Here is a 21,611-nt window from a genome sequence, read left to right as displayed (position 1 = left end):
TCTGTGCCTGACACGTCCGCCATGCTGCGTCTTCCAGATACGCCGAGCTTCCCGTTGGCCTCGGGTGTGGCCTTGCCGGCCGGCCACCGCTTCGCCCCGACCGCGGTACTGAGCCTGCGGCTGGGGGACATGACACTCACGGCGCAAGGCGGACCCGTGCCGACCGCGCAGGCCGGGCGGGAGGGTGCCTGCGCCTGGGCGCTGCCGCCGCTGCTGCTGCACGGACGCTACAGCCTGGACGTGCGCCCGGAACTGGAGAACCCGGTCGACAGCGGCGGCAGCCTGATGCCGCTGGGCCAGGCCCCGCCCTCGCCCGGTGACCCCCTCTTCCTCAACCTCGACGACGCGACGCGCGAGCAGCACCTGGCAGCCGCGCGCAAGGAGCGCACACGGCTGATCGCCGAAAGCCCCAACGGATTCCGGCTCGTCAGCACCTATTACCGCTTCAACGAGCACTACAACACCGCCTTCACCTCGGGGTACATGAACGGCTGGGAACGCGGCGGGGTGACCGCCCAGATGGCTGTGGACACGGCCGACGCGATGGGCGACGACACGAAAGTCGTGAACAAGCCGGATGTGATCAAGAAGGTCGACGGCAAGGACGTCACCTACAACGAGAACGCGTTCACGCAGCACAACACCTTGAAGACGGCGATGCTGCATCTGGCGAAGGCCGCGAAGAAGAAGAACGACCCCGTCGCGGAGCAGGAGTACATGGACGCATCGGCCGCGTCCGACGAGTTCGCGACGCGTGTCAAGGACCGGACGGGCAACGACAAGAAGCAGATCACGCCGAGGACCGCGCCCGAGATCCGAAAGGCGGTCAGGGAGGCCCCGGCCGATGGGAAGCGCAGAGTGTCGGTGGCGGACCCGGACGTCTACCTCGATCCCGACCGCTACCTGGACCGGGTGGAGCGTGAGGGCTCCGGTGCCTTGCCGCCGGGTATGGACAGGGAGGACCTGAGGCATATCCAGCGTGTGCGCGCGGCGATCATCGCCGCAGACGCCGCCCGGCTCGCTCTCGTCGGTGAGGCCTACCACCAGGGCACCTTCCAAGCTGTCGTCGAGGGTGCCACCGCCACCGCCACCACTGGCGACGACGGCCCTCCGGTGTGGATCGACGTCCACGTGCCCGAGCCGGTCCTGGACTTCGACGACAGCGGCTGGCAGGGAGAGGTCGCCGCGGCGGCCAGGGCCCGCATCGCATCCATGCGGTTCATCGCCGTGCTGCTACGCGAATCGATCCGCGAACGCGTCGCCGCCGCCGCCCGCACCGCGCACCCCTCCTTCGCACCGCCCAGCACCCGGGGCGGCCGGCAGGAGGAGGACGAGTGATCGTCGACGCCCGCCAGCACGCCCGCGGCGACGTGCTGGAGGGGGTGTGGCGCACGCTGCTGAGCGAGGACCTGGTCCGGTACCGCCAGGTCCTGGAGGATGCCCTGCGCCCGCAGGCCAAGTACCTCACCCCCACCGAGCACGCCCTGCACCGGCGCGGCAAGAAGCTGCGGCCGATGATGCTGCTGCTGGCCGCTCGCATGGTCCACGGCAGCGGCCCGCTGCCGGACAAGGTCGTCAACGGCGCAGTGAGCCTGGAGATGCTGCACGTGGCCACCCTCATCCACGACGACGTCGTCGACGACTCGGGCCTGCGCCGAGGCCTGCCCTCAGTGAATGCCGAACGCGGCACCCATACTGCCGTTCTCATCGGCGACCTGCAGTTCGTCCAGGCCATCCGCGGCTTCGTCGACGGCATCGACGCCCAGCGCGACATCGACCTCGTGCGCACCGTCCTGGACACTGCGTTCTGCGTGTGCTGCGGCGAGCTCGACGAACTGCGTACCGACCCCGCCTGGGACACCGAGGTGCTGCTCGCCCACTACTGGCGCACCATCGAACGCAAGACAGCGGTCCTGTTCGGGCTCGCCTGTGAGGCGGGCGTCACCCTGGCCGGCGGCCGCACCGCCGACGCCCGCCGGGCCGGCTTCTTCGGCCGTCGCGTGGGACGCGCCTTCCAGGTCATGGACGACATCCTCGACGTCACCCACGACCAGCACACCACCGGCAAGCCCCCCTGCACCGACCTCGCCCGCGGCCGCTGGTCCCTGCCGCTAATCCACGCCGCCCACGCACTGGGCCCTGCCCACCCGGTCACCCGGATCCTGCGCGGCGCCGGCCACGACGACGAGCAGCTGCGCGCGGCCGCGCGCGCGGTGCGCGCCACCGGTGCCTGCGCGAGAGCCTACGCCCAGGCCCGCACCCAGGCCCTGGACGCCCTGACCTACCTGCGGCCCTTCCCAGCGGGCCCCTACCGCGACGCCCTGACCGAGGTCGCCCTGGACATCGTCGACCGCGCCCCGCACCCCCAGTTCCCCCACCACGGATTGGACCCGGTATGAGCAAGGCCCTCATCGAGTTCATCGCCGCCACGATGCTTCCGCGCCTGAACAACCCCGCCCACCCGCACAACCTTCCCGCCATCCTCGCCAAGGCCTCCACGAAGGACGGCTCCCCGCTCCTGCCAGTCAAGGCGACCGACTGGAAGCCGGGCGCCTTCGACGGAGGCGAGACCTCCGTCAACATCGCCAAGCAGTGGTACCAGACGGCCCTGGACGACATCAACGCGGGCGATGCCGACCCTCCCGTCGACGGCACGAAGTTCGAGGGCATCCCCCTGCCCACCTCCCCCGAACCCGTTCTGGCGATCCCCACTGCCACGATCACCGGACTGGACAACGTCCAGGTCGGCGGCCTGAGGAACCTCTCCGGGACCAGCGGCGGCTACAGCATGATTATCTCCCTGCTCTTCAGCGCCCTCACCGGCGCCGCGCTGCCCAAGAAGGTCGGCCTCGACGGCCACTACCGCCTCGACCAGGACGTGTGCGCCGCCGACATTGGCGCGCACGAACCCACCAAGACCCCCACGAAGCTGTCCCACCTGAAATGGCCCGTCGACCACGTCACCGGGTCCGGTGCCTTCCGCCTCGACGTGAGCAACCTGGCCGCCGACATCGACCTCACCGTGGCTGTCACCGGAACCGGCGCCGACCGCACCCTCACCGTCACCGTCAACAAGATCACCACCAAGGGCCACACCAGCTCCGACCCCACATACACCCTCGACGCCTCCGCCCTGACCATCGACCAGAGCGCTGACGAAGACTTCAAGAAGGCCTGGCTCGACATGGCGAAGCAGGCCTTCGACGACCCCGTCGGCCAGAAGAAGCTCACCACCGCCCTGACCGACTCCCTGAACGCCGCCGCCACCCTCGACGCCCTCTCTCGCGCCCTCACCGACCAGCTCGCCGCCGCACTCGACAATGTCATGGGCCCCATCACCAGCGGCACCCTCGCCCATGACAGCACCGGCCCCGACCCCGCCGTCGACCAGTACCTCTTCGACCGGATGCGCACTGCCCTGGCCGACGGCAAGTCCCCTCTCTACCTTCCGGACCTGATCGTGGGCGCGAAGGACCCCGTCCTGGAGCCCTACACCCTGGGCAAGATCACGATCGGCGAGATCGTTCTCGGAGGGAAGTTCAAGCCTTTCGAGGACGTGACACTGGACGGCACCGCGACGGGTTTCTCCAATGCCCTCGTCCCCGCTTCCGACGCCGCACTCGCGAAGGGGCGCGTCAGCGCCACCGTGAAGCTGGCGACCCTGAAAGGCCATCAGCACGTACCAGACCCGCCGTGGAAGTGCCAGGGCAGCCTCACCGCCGACTGGAACAAGACGCCCGTCAACGGCCACTACACGGCCAGCGCCACGGCCGCGACCCTCAGCACCGAGCTGACGTTCGGCGGCAAAGACCTCGACCACCTCACCGTCACCGTCGAATCCGTGCGCCTGGACGTCAAGCGCGACGACCTGACAATCACCGTCCTCATCCCCGAGGGCAGCCTCCTGCAGGGCGCCGCCAACCAGGTCCTCGCGCAGCCCGCCATGAAAGACCGCGTCCTCAAAAGCCTCAACAAAGCCCTCGACGACAAGCGCCCCGACATCGGAAAGGCCCTGGCGAAAACCGCCCGCGCCGCCATCGCCAAGAACCTCGACTAGTTCGGCGCGCGGCACCGCAGGACCGCAGCGGGCGCCGCCCCGGCCCGGGGCATAGGGCACTGCGGGCGGATACGGCGTCGGTCCGCCGCCCTGCTGCCCAGTGCCGCGGCGCGACACCGCGACAGCCGCACCTCGCCCCAACGCGCGCCGGCCGGATCCGGCGAAGCAGGCTATGGGAGCCGGCACCGTGCCGCAGCAGGGCGCGCCGCCGTCTGCGGGGGTGCAGCCGTCGCGGCGCCAGCACGCCCCCACTCCTGTGCCCGCCGGCGCACCCGCCGTCCTGCCCCACAGCCCGACCGCGGCCACCCGCCCGGACGTCCCTCCACCTGCCGGACCGGTCCGGCCTGACGGACAGGAACACCATGGACACCAAGGCCCTGCAGGACCGGATCGAGTCATGCTTCAAGGACGGCACCCTGACCGTGACGGCTGCCAACCTCGACACCCAGGCCGCCTCCCGGCAGCTGGCCGCCTGGTTCCCTGGCGGCCTGACCCTCCACGACGCCACCCTCGAGAACGCCGCGACCGGCGTCACCGCCGCCGGCAGCCTCGCGGGATGGCCGGCCGCCCAAGCCATCAAGACCACCGTCGTCTTCGGGATCGACCCCGCCGACCAGAGTCCCTCCCTCTACGCGCACCTGGTCCTGCCCGTCAGCTGGACGTTCGGCGCCGCCTTCCCGAAGATCAAGGGCCTTGCGCTCGACCGCCTCACCTACGCCGAACCGCCCCTGCTCCTGCTCACCTCCACCAAACGTGAGGCCGCCGACGGCCTGCCCGACCTGCCGCCCGGGATGACCTTCCACGCCCCCAAGGCCAAACCCCCCACCGACTCGGCGTTGGCCTTCCTGCTGCCCCTGACCGACGGCGCCCTCACCCTCACCGGCCCCCTCATGCCTGCCGACAAGAACGGCCGCCCCGGCGTCGACCTGCGCTCCCGAAGCAAGGCCGGCCAGGACATGCAGGAAGCGTCGTTCCTGCTGTGGGCGGGCTCCCGCGACCTGGACACCCCCACCCCCTACTACAACGTGGAACTGCGCGCCGACGTCCGGATCTCCAAGACCCTCACCGTCGAGATCGGCACAAGCCTCCAGAGCGGGCCCGCGACTCTCATCCTGACCGGGGCGCCACCAAAGGATCCGGTCGCCGCCTCCGACCTCAAGGACTTCGCAGGCCTGGACAAGGCGTTCACGAAGGCCGACAAAGCCGGCTTCCCCCTCGGCGACACCCTCCAGCTGCGCGACGTCCTGATCACCATCGACCCCACGAACACCGGCGGAAGCCTGGCCAAGGCCCTGCGGCAGGTCACGGTCGATATCGACTCCGCCCCCGGCCGGACCTGGGACATCGCCGAGGGCAACCTGAAGCTGACCGGCGTGGGTGCGGAACTGTCCGTGTTCGAGCCCCTGCAGTCCACCCGCAGCGCCTGGCTCGTCGTCCGGGCCCGCTTCGAGGTCGCCGACAAGCTTCCCCTCCTCGTCGAGGGCATCGTCCCGCCCGGCACCCTCACTGTCGCGGACGACACCCTCAAGCCGGTCCCGCTGAAAGACGTCGTCCAGCACTTCCTGCCCGGCACGGACCTCGGCCACATGCCGGCCATCAACCTCACCGACTTCTGGGGCGAGGTCACCCCCACCACGGGCACGTTCAGCATGGCGGCCGACGCCGACACCAACGCCGCCCTCGAACTCGGCGCCGCAACCATCACCCTCACCCAGGCCGGCTTCGCCCTCCAGCATGACAAGAAGAACACCACCGCGAGCCTGAACGCCATCGCCGTCGTCGCCCCGACCGGCAAGCCCCTCACCGACGGCATCAAGATCACCGCGGCCTGCGCGATCCCCGGATCCTTCCGTTTGAGCGGCCAGTTCCCCACCGTTTCGCTGACCGACCTCATCAAGCAGCTCGCCGCCGACACCGGACTCTCCCTGCCCTCCGGAATGCCCGCCATCACCTTCAGCAAGACCACCGCGAGCGTGCAGTACGGACAGGGCTGGGAACTCGCGCTGTCCGGCGACGTCACCTACGACAAGTACACGCTGTCCGTCGTCGGAAAGGCCGCCCGCCCGGCCGGCGAGTCAACCGGCAAGACAACCGTCCTGGTGGTGGGCCTGTGGCAGGAGAACTGGTCGTTTTCCCCGCGCGACATCGGTGCCTGGGCGAAGGACCTGCCCATCCTCGGCGACCTCACCTTCACCGACTCCGGACTGGTCGTCAGCACCGCCGACCAGCAGAACATCGACACCGGTACCGTCAAGAAGCCCAAGGGCTTGCCCGCCACGGTCGGCAAGGGCCTCACCTTCTTCTCCACCCTCGGCTTCGGCGGCGACCTCGCTTTCCTCACCCGGCTGTTCCCCAGTGCCAGCGGCATCACCGTCACCGCTCGCCTGGCCAGCCCGATCAAGAACTCCGAGTTCGCCGCCGTCCTCGCCAAGGCTGGCAACGGGTTCGGCGCCCTCACGCTCACCGTCAAACCCGCCACCTACGAGATCGCCCTCGCCACCGCGTTCGTCCTCCAACTCCCCGCTGCGGCTGGCAGCGTCAAGCTCCAGCTCACCGGCCAGGGCGCCGTCAGCAAGCCCTCCGCCGGCGGCTGGGCATTGTCCCTGAAACTTGTCCTCACACCCGCGAAGGCCTACGGCGCCGCCGCCGGAAAGGTGCCGCCCCATCAGCTTGCCCTGGCCCTGGACGCCCCCGGCTATACCCTCCTCACCCCCGACCCCGAACCGGCCCCTGCCGGCACGGGCATGGCCGCGGTCGCCGTCCTCACTCCGGCCCCGGCCGCCCTCGAGAGGCTCCTGTGCGATCTCACCGCCCTCGGCCACACCCCCGTGCCCGTCCTGTGGACTGCGCCACCCGCTGCCGGCACCGACGCCCTGCTGCCATGGGCGCACGGCGCCGACGTGCCCTACGCGCTCCTGGTGCCCACCCCCCACGAGGTGTGGGGCGCTGAACCGCTGCCCGGCCCCGACTTCTACGACAGCCCGCCCGCGTGGAAGAACGCCTTCGGCATCGACGGGTTCACCATCAACGGCTTCTTCGTCGAGATCAGCCTCAAGGACGGCAAGCTCGTCCTGGGCGGCGGCGGGGAGCTCACCTTCGGCAGCGGCAACGACGCCGTCACCCTGGACCTGACCGCCAAGGGCAGCGTGGAGCCGCCCATGGTCACCGTCTTCTACTTCGCCCTGAAACCCGCCGACACGAAGAAGGGCGTCAGCCTCCACGACATCGCGGCCCTCGTCACCACTCCGCCGAGCTGGCTCGACATCCTCAAGAAGATCGTCATCCACCAGCTCGAAGTCTGCCTGGTCACCGACGCGGGCGGCTGGAAGGACGACATCACGAAGACCACATGGCAGCAGGGCCTGTTCGCCTCCGGCGACATCGACTTCTTCGACAACAACTGGCGATTCAAGGTCGAGATCACCCGCACCGGCATCTACGTCGACAGCGAGATCGAAAAACCGCTGACGATCGCGAAACTTCTCACCCTCTCCAGCGCCACCGACCAGGCCAAAGGTCCCCACTACCTCCTCGACCTGAAGAACATCACGAGCGGCAACGCCCCCAAGAAGATCCTTGCCCTGTCCGGGAAGGTGGAACTTTTGGGCGCCTCCGCCTCCCTGGACGCCTCCCTGGGCAAGGACGGCTTCGCCTTCGACCTCAAGGTCAAGGTCGGCGGCTTCACCGCCGACCTCGCATGCACCCTCGACCTCGACTCCGGCCTCACCGCCAAGGCCACCGCTACCCTCGACTTCAGCATCGACGCGCCCAGCAGCTGGAAGCTCACCGGCACCGTCCTGGACGTCAACGCCACCGGCAGCCTCACCCTCACCGTCACCAAAGACCAGGCCACCGTCTCCCTCGCCCTCAAAGCCACCGTCACCCTTACCGGTGGCCACCTGCCCAAGATCGACCTGAGCGTCGACGACCTAGGCATCACCAGCTTCGAGGACATCATCAACCACTTCAAGAACACTCCGAAACTCATCTATGACCAGCTCGGCACCCTTGGCGACGACGTCAAGAACTGCGCCGTCAACACCGCCGAGGGCAAGCTGTAGCGCCCGACGGCGGCCGACCTCCGGGGCCCGGGCCCGGCGTGCACCGTACGGGTCCCGGGCCCTGCCCGCTCAGCAGCCGGAAGCAATCCTCGCGGCTGTCAGATCCTGCGCGAGCTGGCTCCCGTTGCCTGACGGGGCGTCCCACGGGATCCTCCCGGTGGCCCGGGCGGTTCCGGCCTGGCCCGTGAGCGTCACCGCGACATCGAAGGACTGCGGGAAGCGCGGATCGTGCGCGGCGTCGTTGAAGTAATTGACGGTGACGGAGTACTCGTCGACGCTGCCTGCCCTGGGAGGATTGACGGGGATAAGGCAGGCGCGGGCCGCGTTTTCAAACCGCTTGTACAGCCCCGTGTTCACTCGCTTCAATTGGGGCACCAGGTTGTAGCGGGTGTCGGGCCCGAAGTAGGTGTAGGCGATCAGATGCCCCCCGTTCCAGCTCTGCCCGTTGCCGGGAGGCGGGCCGGCGGCGACCGGCGGCAGCGCGGGCTGCCCCCACTGAGTTTCGTAGTAGTGCCCCACCGTCCCCTGGCAGGGGCCACTGGTCCGCTGGTCATCCCGGTAGGCGCCCCGGTTCCTGGGCTGCATGAAGCGGGCCCTGGCCGGGCGGCCGAGACTGTCAAGGTCCCAGCGGACCGCGCGCTGCGTGTCCTGGACGGAGTCGCCTGGCCCTGGCCAGCCCGGGGGAGTAGGGGCGGCATAGTACTCGGGGCAGTTGTACCCCTGCGGCGGAGCCAGTACCGCTCTGACGCCCGTCGCAGCGACGGCGTCCGGCGTGGCAGGGACGACAACCGCGACCGCTGCGAGCACCGCCACCGCCACCAAGCGCCTCAGTCGACGTGCCACACGCCTGCCGGAACGGGGCGGCGCCCCGGGGGCGTGGTGCGTGAGGGAGCGGGGGGTCTCGGCCCGGCCTAGCCGTACGGGGAAAAGGGGCATGGTTCACCTCACCGAAGAGATTCATTGGTATTCGAACCATTTGCTGTGGCGGACCGTCTGCCACGCGCCCCCGCGCGTGTTCACCCGATGGCAGAGAGAAAACCCCCGGAGCGGGCCAATCCCGGGGGCCACGGCCGGGCGGGCGACCCGTGCCCGCGACTGCCGCACGAGGCGGCCGGTGGGCTGCGGAGTGACGCCCTGTCTGGACCACGGCCGCAGCGCCGCGAGGCCCGCACAGTCGAGGGCGTGCGCATCGAACGCGACCGATCCCTGGTGCAAGTAGACGGGGCCAGCGCCAGCGATGACGTCAGTGTTTGCAGGCCAGAGATTCTCTACAGGACGGTCCAGCCCCATGGCCGAGCGCCTTCCCGACCCTGGATACAGGCGAGGCGGTAGTGGGCCTGGGCGCGGTGCCGCACGGGGTCGGCCGCGGCGAGCTGGAGAGCGAAACAGGTGACGCGTAGCTCGCGGATGTTGCGCAGGACCGGATAGCTCGGCCACTCCGTGACGTCGGCACCATAGGCGGTGCAGATTGCCTCGTACTGCTTCGCCGTTACGCTGCCGAAGCTCGTGAAGCCGGCCGCCATCGTCGCGAGGTCGTACTCGCGCCGGCCCCGCGAGGAGCGCTCGAAGTCGAGCAGATACGTGGTGGTGGGGGTGACCGCGGTGTTGCCGCCCCAGGCGTCTCCGTGGACCACGCAGAGCGGCTGTCCGACGGGGAGTTCGTCCCATGCGGTCTGCAGGTCGGCGAGGTACGCCCGCAGCCAGCGTCGCTGGTGGACGTCGAGGGTGGCTGCTTCGTCGATCCGTTCGGCGAGCCGGACGAGGGGATCGAGGAGGCCGAGGTCGATGTGCCCGGGGGCCGGCAGGTCGTGCAACCTGCGGAGAAGCGGCGCCATGTCGGCGCCGGTGCCCGGTCGGTGGGGCGGCAGTTCGTGCCAGAAGGTGACGGGCCGGTCGCCGACGGGGATCGGGGCGGAGAAGGCCTCCACCGGCCGGACGACCGGCAGGCCGCACTCGTGGAGCCAGCGGGCTATCGCGATCTCCTGCACCGCCGCGGACCACTGGCCGGGGCGGGCGACGCGGGCCACCACTCCGTCAGGAAGACGCCACAGGGCGTTCTCACCCAGTCTGATCAGCTCGGCACCATCGGCGGACAGACCGGCGTCGGCACATGCGCTGAGCAGGACGACATGGGAGTCGCTGGCAGTGGTCACTCACCTACCGTAGCGGCGATCTGGAGGCGCAGGCCGTCGAGCCTGGCGTGCTGTTCGTACCGACGTGCGAGCTTCGCCAGCTCCTGGAGCTCTCGCACAGCTCGGTGTGAACGGAGCTGTGCGACCTCGGCCACGGCCCGTTCGGCCTCCGGAAGTGCGGCGTCGGCGTTTCCCATGACCAGCAGCAGACCGGCCAGCTTGGTCCTGCTGAACGTCCTGGACCGGGCGAACGGCTGGGCATGCCCGTCGACGGCGGTCCTGAGCCGGTCGAGTGCGTCGTCGACCGCGTGACCCGCGAGTGCGAGGTCGTAGACGGCGTGACCGGTGTCGCCGTGGTGCTGGGCTTCGTCGTAGTAGGTCATCCAACGCGACTCCTCGGCGGCCCGGAGCTGGGCGTACGCTTCGTCGGACCGTCCGATGGCGGCGAGAGCCGCCTGGCGGTTGCCCAACCGGGCGTGCCCTCGCGCCGCGGCGTTGTGCAGCATGGCCCGCTCGGCCGAGGAGAGCCAGTCGGACCGAACGAGGCCCAACTCGGCCAGGGTCACGCCGTCGTCGTAGCGCTCGCACCAAGTAGCGAGCCGGGAACGGAGGTTGTACGAGACCGCACGTGCGGACCAGTCGCCCGCCTCCTCCGCGAGGTCGGTCGCCCACCGAAGGCGCCGGCCGGCCTCGGCGAACTCGCCCGCGTCGAGCAGAACGGCGCCGGCGGCCGAGGCGAGACGGCTCGCCGCGGTGAGCAACTCCAGGCGCAATGGGCTACTGCATGGCGCCGAGGTGAGAGCCTCCGCCCACCGGAGCTGTGCGACGGCTGTCTCGCGTACGAGTCCGCCTCCGCCGTGGAGGTTGTCCCAACTGCGCAGGACCGCAGCTGCTGACCGTACGTGGGCCACGTCCCCCGGGCGCACCGTCGTCCCTGGTTCCGGGATGATGGGGATCGTCGGGGCTGCGATGGGGACGGAGGCGTTAAAGAGCGCGGCGGAGGAGTGCGGGCCGGGTGCCTCTACCGCCGTGACGGCGGCGTCGTCACCGCTACGGAGGTCCACCCGCATGTACACCAGCACGAGGCTGCGCGTGAGCGCTCCGCCGGTGTCCAGAGCGACATCGAGTGCTTCGGTGTGGTGCTGTAGGCACCTGCGTTCACCGCGTTCCATCTTGCCGATGAGATCGCCGCTGAGGTGTGCCAGTTCGCCGAGCTCGTCCTGCCCGTAGCCCCTCAGCGTGCGCCACTGCCGGATCTCGTTGCCCAGCCACTCCTCGGGCGAACGCTCCGGGTGCAGGGTGTTGGGTCGTGCCGCCATATCGGCCCCCTCGACCCGGCATGGGGACAAGCGCGTTGTCCCCATGCCGGGGAAGTTCTCTTTCCTGGACTGGGAACCAGCTGTTCCATAGATCTACTGCGATGTACCCGGCGTCTTCGTCAGCGCCGGACGGCCTGGTGCTCGGCCTCGTCGATGTCCGGCTCGAACTCGCCGTCCTGGCATCCTCGAACGAAGGCGTTCCACTCCGCCGAGGTGAAGAAGAGGACCTTCCCCGTGGCCGAGTGCCGAAGTGCGGCGGCGCCGCCCGGAAGGTGCGCGACCTCCAGGCGGTCCGCGGAATCGCTGCCCGGAGCTGACAGCCACCGGGCCGTGCGGAGGTCGAGCGTATAGAGGTCTGCCTTGGCGACCGGAACGTTTGTCGTCACGCTTCGACCAGGGTGTCGGCGGCGAGAGCACGGATGAACGAACGCACCTGATCGGTACCGGATCGGAGCGCCGGGATCTCCGGGTTCTTCGAATCGCGGATGGCGATGGCCGGCAACCCCGGCACGGCCGCCATCTCGACGCAGTTGCTGTTGTTCGCGGTGTAACTGCTCTTGTGCCAGCGCACGTTGTCGAGCGGCACTTCGTAAAGGTCGTTCGTGTCGATCATGATGCGGTCAGTCTTCTCTCGGTCTGCTCGATGAGTGCCAGCGACTCCTGGGGGCCAAGGGCGGCACGCAGGAGGTAGGAGTGGAGGCGGGCGAGGCGCCGAAGCCCGAGTGCGTCGTCGACCACGATCGTCCCCGTGACGGCCTCGGCGAAGGCGGTGTCCGGCTCCTCCTGGCCGTTGCCCTGGAACAGGGTGAACGCTCCGGTCAACACGCCTTCGGCTCCTCGGTCGAACGGGACGACTCGAAGGTCCACGTTTTCCAGGCGGCAGATGTCCTGGAGATGACGGAGCTGCGCCGCCTGGACCGCCGGCCCTCCCACCTCGAACTCCAACGCCGCCTGGCTGACGACGACCGTCAAACGAAGGGGGACTTCGTCGTGCAGGCGATGCTGCCTCATGCTCTTCACCTCGACCAGGCCGTCGACCTGGTCCGGGCCGAGTGCCGCGAAGCCCACCTCGGTGACGGCGCGGGCGTAGGCCTCGGTCTGCAGCAGAGCAGGTATGTACGCGATCTGGTACTCGGCCGCGGAGGCGGCCTCGTGCTCGTAGGAGATGAACTCCGCGTACCTGCTGCTGAGGACGTCCGCATAGGCGTCCCACCACATGGCCGTACGCGTCCGGCCTCGCCGGAAGAGCGCCTCCAGGTGGTCCCGGTCCGGCTCGGAGACCTCGAAGAGGTCCATGAGGGCCTCGAAGTCAGCCGGGGTGGCGCTGCGCTTGCCGGTTTCGACCCGCGTGATCTTGGAAGTGCTGCAGCCGATCCGGTCGCCGACCTCTTCGGCCGTCCAGCCTGCGGCTTCGCGTCGACGTCGCAGGTCGGCACCGAATTTGCTGCGTGCAGCCAGAGGTTGCTGCGGGACGGCTGGCGCCATGGATCCCTCCGCGAAGCCGTGGTTCAAGGGACTCTGTCGTCCCGTCAGCTTAGCGGCAGCGCGTGCATGGCACATGCGAGGCAAGAGAATTGGCATCTTGCCAGTCACGTGCTTGACGGCGCGCGGGGAAGACGGGACCCTGATGGCGGTGACGCACCGAAGCGATCCGGATGCGGATTGCCACCTCTCGCTTGCTTGTGCCCCAGCGACCTCGTGACGTCTTGCCGAGGTCTGCACCAGGGTCTTCGCCTTCTCCGCCCTCTCAGGGCGACCACCTTGGTGGAACGAACGACCCGCTCTTGGCCCTGGTGTGTCCCACCGCTCGCGCGTCTCGGCCGACGCACGGCAAGACCAGGTGCAGGCCATGGTCGTAGCGGCGACCTCAGGTAGCCCGATGGAAGGAAGACGTGTGGACCAGGAGATACGGACGGATTCGGCGCGCGATGGCGTGGCGGAGGGTGTGATGCTGGAAGAGATCGTGAAGGCCGCAGGCCGCACAGGCCGTGCACCGTTGCTGATCATCGGCGCATTCGAACGCGTTGGCTCGAACTGGGTCAGCGACCAGCTTCGAGCCTCGATGCACCAGCACAACGAGCCCTTCCGGCAGCAACTCGGCGCGGCACACCCGTTGTCGGCCCTGAACCGACGGCCGGAGTCCCAGCTGACCGGCCTCAACCGGCACCACCTGGTCTGCGCACTCCACGACCTCCATGGTTCGAAGCGGCACGCGGTCAAGGAGACCAACCTGTTCTTCGCGTCCAGGTCGGTCATCGGGCTGCTGCCGGACTCCCCGGTCCTGGTCCTCACCCGCGCACCGCTCGGCATCGCCTCCTCGTTCGAGCGCGGCGGCCTGTGGCAGCGCTGGGCTTACGCGGAGCGCTATCTCGGCCTTGCCCGCACCGCCCGGACGCCACGATGGCGGGACTGGTCGCCGCTCCTGCCCCTGGACGATCCGCAGCCGTCGGTGGCGCTCGCGCGGATGATCGCCGTCAACGCCCTGCTGCTCGCCGAGGCGCTGCGCGCGGACCTCTCCGGATGCGGCCGTCCCCTCGCCCACCTGTCGTACGAGCGGCACGTTGCCGCCCCCGCGGAAGTCCGGTCAGGGCTCGCCGGATTCCTGGGCGTCCCGCTGACCGCCCCGTCCGGCCCGCCGAAGCGCGGGGACGGTGGGGACTTCGACACCAGCCGATCCAAGAACGAGCTGGTCGCCGAACTTCCGGCGGGCAGCGCCGCGTTGGTCCGTCACCACGTTGCGACCGCCCTGGCCCGTGCCACCGCGTTCGTGGACGCGGCGATCGTGAAAACTGCGAGCCACTGGCTGGCCGGAGACGACGAGTACGAGCAGCGTGAGCCACGCGAACACACTCGGCGGCGCGCGGCGGTACCGGCGCAGGCGGACCCTCGGCCGCCGAGCGTGGCCTACCGTCGGAGCGGGCTGAGCCCGGTGATGTGGCGCAACCTGCTGATCTCGAACCTGGAGGCCGCCGATCTGCTGAACGCCCTGCTGGAGGCCGGCCTGGAGAACACGCGGCACGGCACACACCTGCTGGTCAACCCGATGCCGCACGAGCGGGGCGGCCGCCTTCATCTCGACCAGGGCCGAAGGTGGCGACCCAGCCCCGGGTTCGAACGCCACCCCGCCTACTGGGTCACCTGGCTGGGCGCCGCCGCGCTCGCGGCCTGGCACGGCGCCCGACTGCCCACCCGCGAGGAGGCCCTTGCCGCGGTCGCCACGGCCGGTCCCGGGTACAACACCGGCTACGCGTTCGGAGACACCATCTCGGTGGTGGAGCCCGGCAGGGGCGCCGGGCAGATCCACCACCTGACAGGAAACCTCCAGATCTGGTGCGCCGACGGGCCGGACACCGGCGACGAGGCTCCGCTCCGTCGGTATCTGTTCGGTTCCGCCTGGAACACCCCGGGCGACAGTGGGACGGTCGAGGAACACCGGTCGCGCTTCCTGCTCGGGTCCTCGCGCGGCGTCGGGGTGCGTCTGGTGCGCGGCCCGGAGGCCTGCGCCGCCGACGCACTCGGTGCCTGGGAGATCGCGCAGCGGATCGTCGGCTGGATCGGTGAACTCGACGAGTGGGACCGGACGCCGGGTGAGCTGGACCGCCGACTGGTGGACGTGCTCACCCGGCCCGCCGACACGAGGTCATAGCCCGATGTTCGACTTCGGTCCCATGTACGTACCGGCGCCCGGCCAGTCGGCCTTGGCGAGCTTCACGAACCGCTCGGAAAAGCCGTAGCCGGGAAGGTCGTCGAGCTTCACCCACTCCACGCTCCGGATCGGCCTGGTGTCCGCACCATCGGCGATGTCGCCGATCCGGCCACCGGTCACCGCGACTTCGAAGGTGATGTGCACGACGCCGACCGCCGTGACATCGCAGACGTACAGGAGGGAGCCGACCTCGACATCGAGTCCGGTCTCCTCCCGCATCTCCCGGCGCAGCGCCCCAGCCAGGGTCTCGCCGTCCTCGACCTTCCCGCCGGGCAGTGACCACGTCCGTGGTCCCTCCGTGTCCTGGTTCAGCAGCAGCATCCGGCCGTCCCGCACGGCGATGCCCGTCACACGTGTATGCATCCGCGCACCGTATCGCGTCCCAACGCCTTTAGGAGAACCGTCCGTTGAAGAATCCCACCATCCCCGTGGTCATCGCCGCCGGTGGGCTGGGCACCCGGGTGGCCGGTTGGTCGCGGCTGCTGCCCAAGGAGTTTCGCCCGGTCGGGGGACAGCCCGGCCTGCTCCACGTCCTCGAAGAGGCGGTGGCCGGCGGTGCCGAGCGCGCGGTCGTCGTGCACCATCCGTACTACGCGGGCTTCTACGCCTGGCCCTGCCACGCGCTGTCGCCCGACGCCCACCGGCGCTACCAGGAAGCGACCGGAACGTGGCAGATCGGGCCGCAGCCGGCCGCCGGCCTCGACGTCGAGTTCATGGCGCAGCGGGGACGCTACGCGGACCTCACGTCCGTGCTGAACGGGTCCGTCCACCTGCGCACCGGCAACCTGGCGTTCGCCTTCGCCGACAACGTCGACGTCACCCACTCCGCGCTCGCCACCCTGCTGGAGCAGACGGACCCCGAGCATCCGGCCGTGCTCACAGCACCCTTCGACGTGGCAGGGGCTGCTCAGCACGGCGTCGTCATGTGCACCGGCACCGGGCCGGTGCGGATCATGGCCGGCCTGGTCGAGAAGCCCGGTCCGGTCGAGGCAGCCCGCCTGCTGGACGAGCACGGGCCGGACAACCTGCGGCTTCTCCAAGGCCGGGGGCGCACCACCCCCGGCCTCGTGCACCACTTCGCGGCGACCGCCCGTCACGCCGGTCGCGCGGAGCCGAAGCTCTCCCTCGCCGTCGCGGGCTACGCCCGGAACCACGTTGTTCAGGTCGTCACCGGCGAGTTGATGGTGGACCTCGGTGCCCCCGAACCGGCCGCGGAAGTCGGCGTCGTCTGAGGTGATGCTCCACCGCTGGACCGAACGGGGCGGGTCACACCGCGGCCGCGAGGTGCGGATCGCCATGGCGCGGCCCTGAGCGTCGCCGAAGCACAGCCGGACCGCAACCCCGGCCGCAGCGCCCCGACACCAGCGCCGTGGCTCGGCTCTGCGGTTGGATGGGCTGTCGTCAACGCAACCCCCTTACAGCCTCACGGGTAGAGAGGTCAGTCCGCGGACCAGGCGGGAGTGCCGCCAGGCGAGTTCACCCGGTGCTACCGCCAGCCGGAGTTTCGGGAAGTGCTCGAACAGAACCTGCAGCACGATCTCGATCTCGGCTCGGGCCAGCGGGGCGCCGAGGCAGCGGTGGATCCCGTGTCCGAATGCGAGGTGGTTGGTGGCGTTCGCGCGGCCGAGATTGAGCTGGTCGGGGTCGGGGAACTGCCGCGGGTCTCGGTTGGCCGCGCCGGGGCACAGGAACACCGGGCTGCCGGTGGGCACTGCGGTGCCACAGAGGTCCACCTCGGTGGGTGCCCAGCGCCACGTGGCGATGCTGACCGGGGAGTCGTAGCGGAGCAACTCGTCGACGGCGCCCGGGATGCAGTGCGGGCTGGCACGTAGGTGCTCAAGTTCGGCAGGGTGCTGGAGCAGCGCGAGGACGGCGGTGCCGATTGCCGCAGTCGTGGTCTCGTGGCCGGCGACCAGCAGTAGTACGGCGAGGGAGAGCAGCTCGTCCTCGCTGAGCCGACCGGAGTCCTCGTCGTGCACAGCGATCAGGTCGGAGAGCAGCGAGCGGTTTGGGCGAACGCGCGTGCTGCTGATCAGCTCCGCCATGTAGCCGGCCAGGGCGTGGGACGCAGCGTCGATCCGCTCGTGGTCGCCGGTGGCGAACAGGTCGGTCGACCAGGAGCTGACCGACGCCCGATCGACCGGGGGTACCCCTAGGAGTTGGCAGATCACGGTGACCGGCAGCGGGCCGGCCAGCTCCTCGACGAGGTCGACCTCGGTTCCGGGTCCCCACGGCCCAACGAGCTGCTCGGCCAGGGAACGGATATAGGGGCGAAGGCCGTCGACTCGGGCAGGAGTAAACGCCTTGGTCACCAGCCGCCGCAGTCGGGTGTGCTCTGGCGGATCGGTTGCGAGCATTGTGCGTGCGACGGCCGGGTGCAGAGACCGGCCCGATGGTCTATCGGCGAAGTACGCGCTGGTGTCCTTCGACAGCGGGGCGGTGAATGCCTGTCGAGCCTCGTCGTAGCCAGTGACGACGGTCGCTGAGGTGACGCCGTCCGACAACACCTGTAGGACGGGGGAGGCCGCGCGCAGCCTCGCGTATGTGGGGTACCTGTCGGCGTAGAACGCCGGGTCGGCGAAGGGTGAGGCCATGGTCAGTCCCTATGCCGCTTCAAGTGCCGTCTGCCGCTGGGCAGCTACGACGGTGCGGACGATGTCGGAAGTCGTGTACTGCTGGGAGACCGAGCGTAGCCACAGGGCCTCGGCTCGGAGGTCTCCTGCGCGGGCGGACTCGCCGGTCGCCTGCGGTGCGGGGTCATCATGGGGCCGAGTGCCGGTGCGGGCTGCCTCGATTGCCGCAGCTACAACAGCCGCCTCGACGATTGCGGCGCCAGCCTCGGTACCACGCTGCCCGCGGTGCGCGACAGCATCGGAGGCCAGCCGTTCAATCGCGCGAGACCGGTAGGCGTCCAGGTCGAGGATGCCGTCGCAGATCTCCACCACCCGGCGGTAGAGCACGAGGTCGGACTCGGCGGAACCACCGATGGTCCGCAGCACCACGTCGGGGCAGACCTCGGTCAGGTCGCGCCAGAGGGGGAGTAGGTCGGCAGCCGTCTTCCGTTCCCAGCGGCGTCGGAGGACCTGTGTCAGCGGCCACAGCACGGCCGGAAGGGTGAGGCCTACCGTGATCAGGAAGACACTGATGGCCGGCGCGGCGACACTGAAGGCACAGGAGGTAGGGGTGAACAGGCTTGTGCACTTGGGGCCGCCCGGGACGGCGTTCCATCCGAACAGGGCTGCAACGGTGTTGACGGTCTTGTAGGCGGCGTAGACGAGAGCGAAGAGGCAGCCCAGGGCCGTCATGCGGAGACCCAGGCGCTGGCTGGTGCGGGTCGCGGCTTTGGAGCGAGTCCAGGTCTGGGTGAGGCAGTCGTAGACGGCGTATCCGAGGTAGGCGATGTACGCCGCGGAGTAGATGTGCAGCGACGTGGGCACTGCATTGAGGCCGCCCCGGATCTCGACGGCACTCCACACCATGGTGTGAGGCGTGAGCGCGAAGGCGACGGCCATCGTGGTGACGGCCGTTGCCAGGAGGCAGAGGCGTTGGTGAACCCGCTGCCGAGCTTCGGCAGCGTCGTGGTTGAGGTAGATGAGGACTGCGGAGACGCTGGCTGCGGCGGACAGCGTCGCGGAGTTGCTCACCAGCCGCGAGAAGTCCAGTGCCACGGCATCCTCCAACGCCCGGACCGTTGGTTGGTACGCGCTGAAGGCCACGGCGAAGGCACCGAGGAGGGCGGACAGGCTCAGGGTGCCGGGCGGACGCTTGCCCGGACGGCGTCTGAACGCCCAGTAGAACGAGGCTGCGAGCAGCAGGATGGGCATGCCGCCGAAGATGACGCTGATCATTGGGGGTCCTTGAGGGTCAAGCAAAAAGTGCGTCCCAGCGCTCGTTGGCGCCGCTGGGACTCGACGGGGGGAGAACGGTCCCGCGGTACATTCGGCGAATTATGAGGGTGGCCGTCAGCTCCGCCTCCTGCTCTTCCTCCGTCTCGTAGGACGTGCGCGCGCTGATTCCGAGGACGGACCAGTCGATCGATTTGGCCAGCTCCTCATCCGGTGGGATATCTGCAAGGGTCAACTCCCCTTTGTGGCCGCAGATGATGTGCGCGAGTTCATGGGCAATTATTTGGCGGCGATGGAGCGGCGAAGCATTTCGTTGGTAGCTGATCACTTCGCGGTCTGAATAGCGCTCCCGGAGGCCGCAGGCGAAGTCTCCCTTAAAGTCTCTCGGTTCGATCTGAATCGGTCGGCCGATCAGCGCGGAGACTGCTTGAACCAGCTCTTCCTCGGTGAAGCAGTGAGGTAGGAGTGGCAACAGTTGGCCGAGGCGTTCCTCGCACGCCGCATACACGGCCCCCTCCTAAGTGATCAAGAAAGGCGAAGTCACTAACTCGCCCTGCACGGCCTGGGCTGTGCAGGGCGGGAACGATCGTAAGCACAAAGCGAAGATCGTTGGGCGTCGTTGATCTTTAGTTACCTCGCTGCCCAGCCCGGATGTATGCCGGATGCGGTCAAGTCCGCTACGCACCGTGCCTGAACGGCTTCGGGCCGCCTGATGAATATCCCATTAGTTCGGGGCCGATACTTATTGATGGGTCGTTAGTTCATCACTGAAAGTGAAGCGTCGTGATCACGTCAAGTCTGTCCGTGATCTGCGTCTCATTTGACGATTCGGCGGAGAAGGTTGGCCCTCGTTGCCGTAGATGGCGGGGTGGTAGCAAAAATGCGCATAGATCGCTGGGATCTATGCGCATAGATTCGGTTCAAAAATAAATATTAAAATTGGGAGGATCAGCGGGCGTCCTGATCCAGGCCCTGTGACTTCCTGGCGTTGGCGATGACCTGGGCTACCAGCTGCTTGTTCTCTGGCGTGAGGTCCTTGCTTCGCAGTGCGATCGACTCCACGCCGGCGTCGCGCATGGCGTCGTGCAGGTCCCGGTCGGCCAGCACGTGAGCGAGCGGCTTGTCGGTGACCCATACGTCTGGCGGCACATTGAAGAAGCGCGCGATCTCGAGAAGGGTGTTGATCTTGGGGTTCGCGTTGTCGCCCGACTTCATCGCCTTGAGCGTGCTGACGCTGATGCTGGTGCCGGCGGCGACCTCGACGAGGCTGTATGGCGCCCTGTCGGTCGGGTGTCGATGCTCCAGCAGGTATGTGAACACGGCGGTGATTCTCGCGGCGCCGTCGCCGCCCGCCCTGGCCTCCGCCATCGCCTGCTCCTCCGTGTTGATTGATCCTGCTCGGTCACTTTAGTGGCCGACGGGCCCGGATTGCACGTCGTGTGAGCCAGTTAACTGTCCACGGCGCGGCCAGTTTGGTGTACGTTGATCGCGCCGAACGGCCAGCTAGCTGGCCGTGGGCTCGTCGGAGCCTGTCCTGGAGGTCCCTCGGTGGGAAGTCCCAGGGGTTCCACTGGATGCCTTCGGCAGCAGTCCTTCGCATGAACAGCTCGGCCGGCGGAGCGCCGGTCGGCGACCGCAGCCTGGAGTTCTCATGTCCGCTTTCGCGCCTTCAGTCGACACGGAAGCGGTGGTGTCGCCCATGGATGATCGGCACCCAAAGGTCAAGCCTGGCCTGGAAGTTAAGAGAGTGGATGTGGTGCCCCGGGTGGCTCTATGGTTCTGGTCCCGCCGCGACGGACGGTGGGGCCGGAGGGAGGGCGGATGCCGTAGATCGCGGCCCTGAAAAGCGACCGGCGTCCTGGAGCTACCAACTCCGGGACGCCGGGCCGGCACCCCGAGAGGTGCCGATTCACTACCTCGCGAGCGGCGGGACTTTCTTCGCACGAGAGACCGCCGCGCGCGCTCCTACGAGCCACGGAGTATCGCATGCTCGCCATGCCCAAGGAAACCAAAAATGGGACGCGTAGCCCCATACAGCGGCGGCTAGCCGTCCAGCTGGCCAACATGATCCCGGGCGCTGTCGCCGTCCGCGTCAGCCTCGCTGACCCGCACCGCCAGTGGCCCCACCCCTACACGGTGGCCCTCGACGCCGACGGAGAGCAGCTTCCGCTGAGCCGGGCCACGACCAAGGTCACCGCGCGATGGGTGCTGCGTACCTGGCCGGAGGCGGACTGGACGCGACCCCACACGCTCGAGCTCGCCACCGGGCAACTCAACGTGGGCCTTGTCGCCGCTCGGAGCCGCTGACATGGCCCGAATACGAGCGGTCAAGCCGGAGACCTGGGTCTCCGAGACGCTGGCCGAGGTATCCATCCCGGCCATGGTCACCTTCCTCGGCATGACCAACCACGCCGACGACCACGGCCGTCACCGCGACAACGCGGCGATCGTCTATGGCCTCATCTGGCCGATGCGCGAGGAGATCTCCCGC

At 68.8% G+C, this 21,611-nt stretch carries 18 protein-coding genes; 7 read left to right on the top strand and 11 right to left on the bottom strand.

Features of this window, described 5'->3' with window-relative positions:
• Window positions 1-3: 3 nt before the first annotated feature.
• The 4 genes from ACIQI7_RS22445 (at window position 4) to ACIQI7_RS22430 (ending at window position 8,118) form a co-directional block, all read left to right on the top strand.
• A complete protein-coding gene (locus tag ACIQI7_RS22445) occupies window positions 4-1,338 on the top strand; it encodes a hypothetical protein (RefSeq protein ID WP_401112722.1) in 1,335 nt (444 codons plus the stop codon).
• Window positions 1,335-2,399 carry a polyprenyl synthetase family protein gene (locus ACIQI7_RS22440; protein WP_401112720.1) on the top strand — a complete coding sequence of 355 codons (1,065 nt, stop codon included), beginning with the start codon at window positions 1,335-1,337 and terminating at the stop codon, window positions 2,397-2,399. The genes ACIQI7_RS22445 and ACIQI7_RS22440 overlap by 4 nt, the downstream gene beginning before the upstream one ends.
• On the top strand, window positions 2,396-4,057 hold the full coding sequence (locus tag ACIQI7_RS22435) for a hypothetical protein (RefSeq protein WP_401112718.1): 1,662 nt from the start codon (window positions 2,396-2,398) through the stop codon (window positions 4,055-4,057). Before ACIQI7_RS22440 ends, ACIQI7_RS22435 begins: the two co-directional genes overlap by 4 nt.
• Window positions 4,058-4,419: 362 nt before the next feature.
• Window positions 4,420-8,118 (top strand): hypothetical protein, encoded by a 3,699-nt coding sequence (locus ACIQI7_RS22430; protein ID WP_401112716.1) that lies wholly within the window; start codon window positions 4,420-4,422, stop codon window positions 8,116-8,118.
• 69 nt (window positions 8,119-8,187) lie between these two features.
• Here ACIQI7_RS22430 and ACIQI7_RS22425 read toward each other — a convergent pair whose 3' ends face one another.
• The 6 genes from ACIQI7_RS22425 to ACIQI7_RS22400 form a co-directional block, all read right to left on the bottom strand.
• Window positions 8,188-8,637 carry a DNA/RNA non-specific endonuclease gene (locus ACIQI7_RS22425; protein WP_401112714.1) on the bottom strand — a complete coding sequence of 150 codons (450 nt, stop codon included), beginning with the start codon at window positions 8,635-8,637 and terminating at the stop codon, window positions 8,188-8,190.
• A gap of 749 nt (window positions 8,638-9,386) precedes the next feature.
• Window positions 9,387-10,271, bottom strand: a complete 885-nt coding sequence (locus ACIQI7_RS22420) for a phosphotransferase enzyme family protein (RefSeq protein WP_401112712.1) — start codon at window positions 10,269-10,271, stop codon at window positions 9,387-9,389.
• Window positions 10,268-11,569 carry a helix-turn-helix domain-containing protein gene (locus tag ACIQI7_RS22415; protein WP_401112710.1) on the bottom strand — a complete coding sequence of 434 codons (1,302 nt, stop codon included), beginning with the start codon at window positions 11,567-11,569 and terminating at the stop codon, window positions 10,268-10,270. The genes ACIQI7_RS22420 and ACIQI7_RS22415 overlap by 4 nt, the downstream gene beginning before the upstream one ends.
• Window positions 11,570-11,688: 119 nt before the next feature.
• A complete protein-coding gene (locus ACIQI7_RS22410; RefSeq protein WP_401112708.1) occupies window positions 11,689-11,955 on the bottom strand; it encodes a DUF397 domain-containing protein in 267 nt (88 codons plus the stop codon).
• On the bottom strand, window positions 11,952-12,182 hold the full coding sequence (locus ACIQI7_RS22405; protein ID WP_401112707.1) for a DUF397 domain-containing protein: 231 nt from the start codon (window positions 12,180-12,182) through the stop codon (window positions 11,952-11,954). Before ACIQI7_RS22405 ends, ACIQI7_RS22410 begins: the two co-directional genes overlap by 4 nt.
• On the bottom strand, window positions 12,179-13,054 hold the full coding sequence (locus ACIQI7_RS22400; RefSeq protein WP_401112705.1) for a helix-turn-helix domain-containing protein: 876 nt from the start codon (window positions 13,052-13,054) through the stop codon (window positions 12,179-12,181). Before ACIQI7_RS22400 ends, ACIQI7_RS22405 begins: the two co-directional genes overlap by 4 nt.
• 577 nt (window positions 13,055-13,631) lie before the next feature.
• Here ACIQI7_RS22400 and ACIQI7_RS22395 point away from each other — a divergent pair.
• The gene (locus ACIQI7_RS22395; RefSeq protein WP_401112704.1) at window positions 13,632-15,215 is read left to right on the top strand and encodes an SUMF1/EgtB/PvdO family nonheme iron enzyme; all 1,584 of its coding nucleotides are present in this window, start codon (window positions 13,632-13,634) and stop codon (window positions 15,213-15,215) included.
• On the opposite strand, the gene ACIQI7_RS22390 is transcribed toward ACIQI7_RS22395, so the two are convergent.
• Complete coding sequence (locus tag ACIQI7_RS22390; protein ID WP_401112702.1) at window positions 15,210-15,638, bottom strand: NUDIX domain-containing protein; 429 nt, start codon at window positions 15,636-15,638, stop codon at window positions 15,210-15,212. The two genes, ACIQI7_RS22395 and ACIQI7_RS22390, sit on opposite strands and share 6 nt — an antisense overlap.
• 44 nt (window positions 15,639-15,682) lie before the next feature.
• Here ACIQI7_RS22390 and ACIQI7_RS22385 point away from each other — a divergent pair, with 44 nt between their 5' ends.
• Window positions 15,683-16,507, top strand: coding sequence for a hypothetical protein (locus ACIQI7_RS22385; RefSeq protein ID WP_401112700.1), 825 nt, complete (start codon window positions 15,683-15,685; stop codon window positions 16,505-16,507).
• A 183-nt stretch (window positions 16,508-16,690) separates the two neighbouring features.
• Here the strand turns inward: ACIQI7_RS22385 and ACIQI7_RS22380 are convergent, their stop codons facing one another.
• The 4 genes from ACIQI7_RS22380 to ACIQI7_RS22365 form a co-directional block, all read right to left on the bottom strand.
• Complete coding sequence (locus ACIQI7_RS22380) at window positions 16,691-17,869, bottom strand: cytochrome P450 (RefSeq protein WP_401112699.1); 1,179 nt, start codon at window positions 17,867-17,869, stop codon at window positions 16,691-16,693.
• 9 nt (window positions 17,870-17,878) lie between these two features.
• Entirely contained in the window at window positions 17,879-19,123 is a 1,245-nt protein-coding gene (locus ACIQI7_RS22375) for an MAB_1171c family putative transporter (protein WP_401112697.1), read from the bottom strand.
• A 16-nt stretch (window positions 19,124-19,139) separates the two neighbouring features.
• Window positions 19,140-19,628: an ImmA/IrrE family metallo-endopeptidase gene (locus ACIQI7_RS22370; RefSeq protein WP_401112695.1), complete on the bottom strand. Its 489-nt coding sequence runs from the start codon at window positions 19,626-19,628 to the stop codon at window positions 19,140-19,142.
• Between the two features lie 440 nt (window positions 19,629-20,068).
• The gene (locus ACIQI7_RS22365) at window positions 20,069-20,488 is read right to left on the bottom strand and encodes a helix-turn-helix domain-containing protein (RefSeq protein ID WP_401112694.1); all 420 of its coding nucleotides are present in this window, start codon (window positions 20,486-20,488) and stop codon (window positions 20,069-20,071) included.
• A 618-nt stretch (window positions 20,489-21,106) separates the two neighbouring features.
• On the opposite strand from ACIQI7_RS22365, the gene ACIQI7_RS22360 reads away from it, so the two are divergent.
• The gene (locus ACIQI7_RS22360) at window positions 21,107-21,427 is read left to right on the top strand and encodes a transcriptional regulator (protein WP_401112692.1); all 321 of its coding nucleotides are present in this window, start codon (window positions 21,107-21,109) and stop codon (window positions 21,425-21,427) included.
• Window positions 21,428-21,611: the final 184 nt, after the last annotated feature.

Source organism: Kitasatospora sp. NPDC092039 (assembly GCF_044756065.1).
In the GTDB taxonomy this organism is placed as follows: Bacteria; Actinomycetota; Actinomycetes; order Streptomycetales; family Streptomycetaceae; genus Kitasatospora.
The sequence above is the reverse complement of the archived record's forward strand: the minus strand, read 5'-3'. Positions and strand labels throughout refer to the sequence as shown.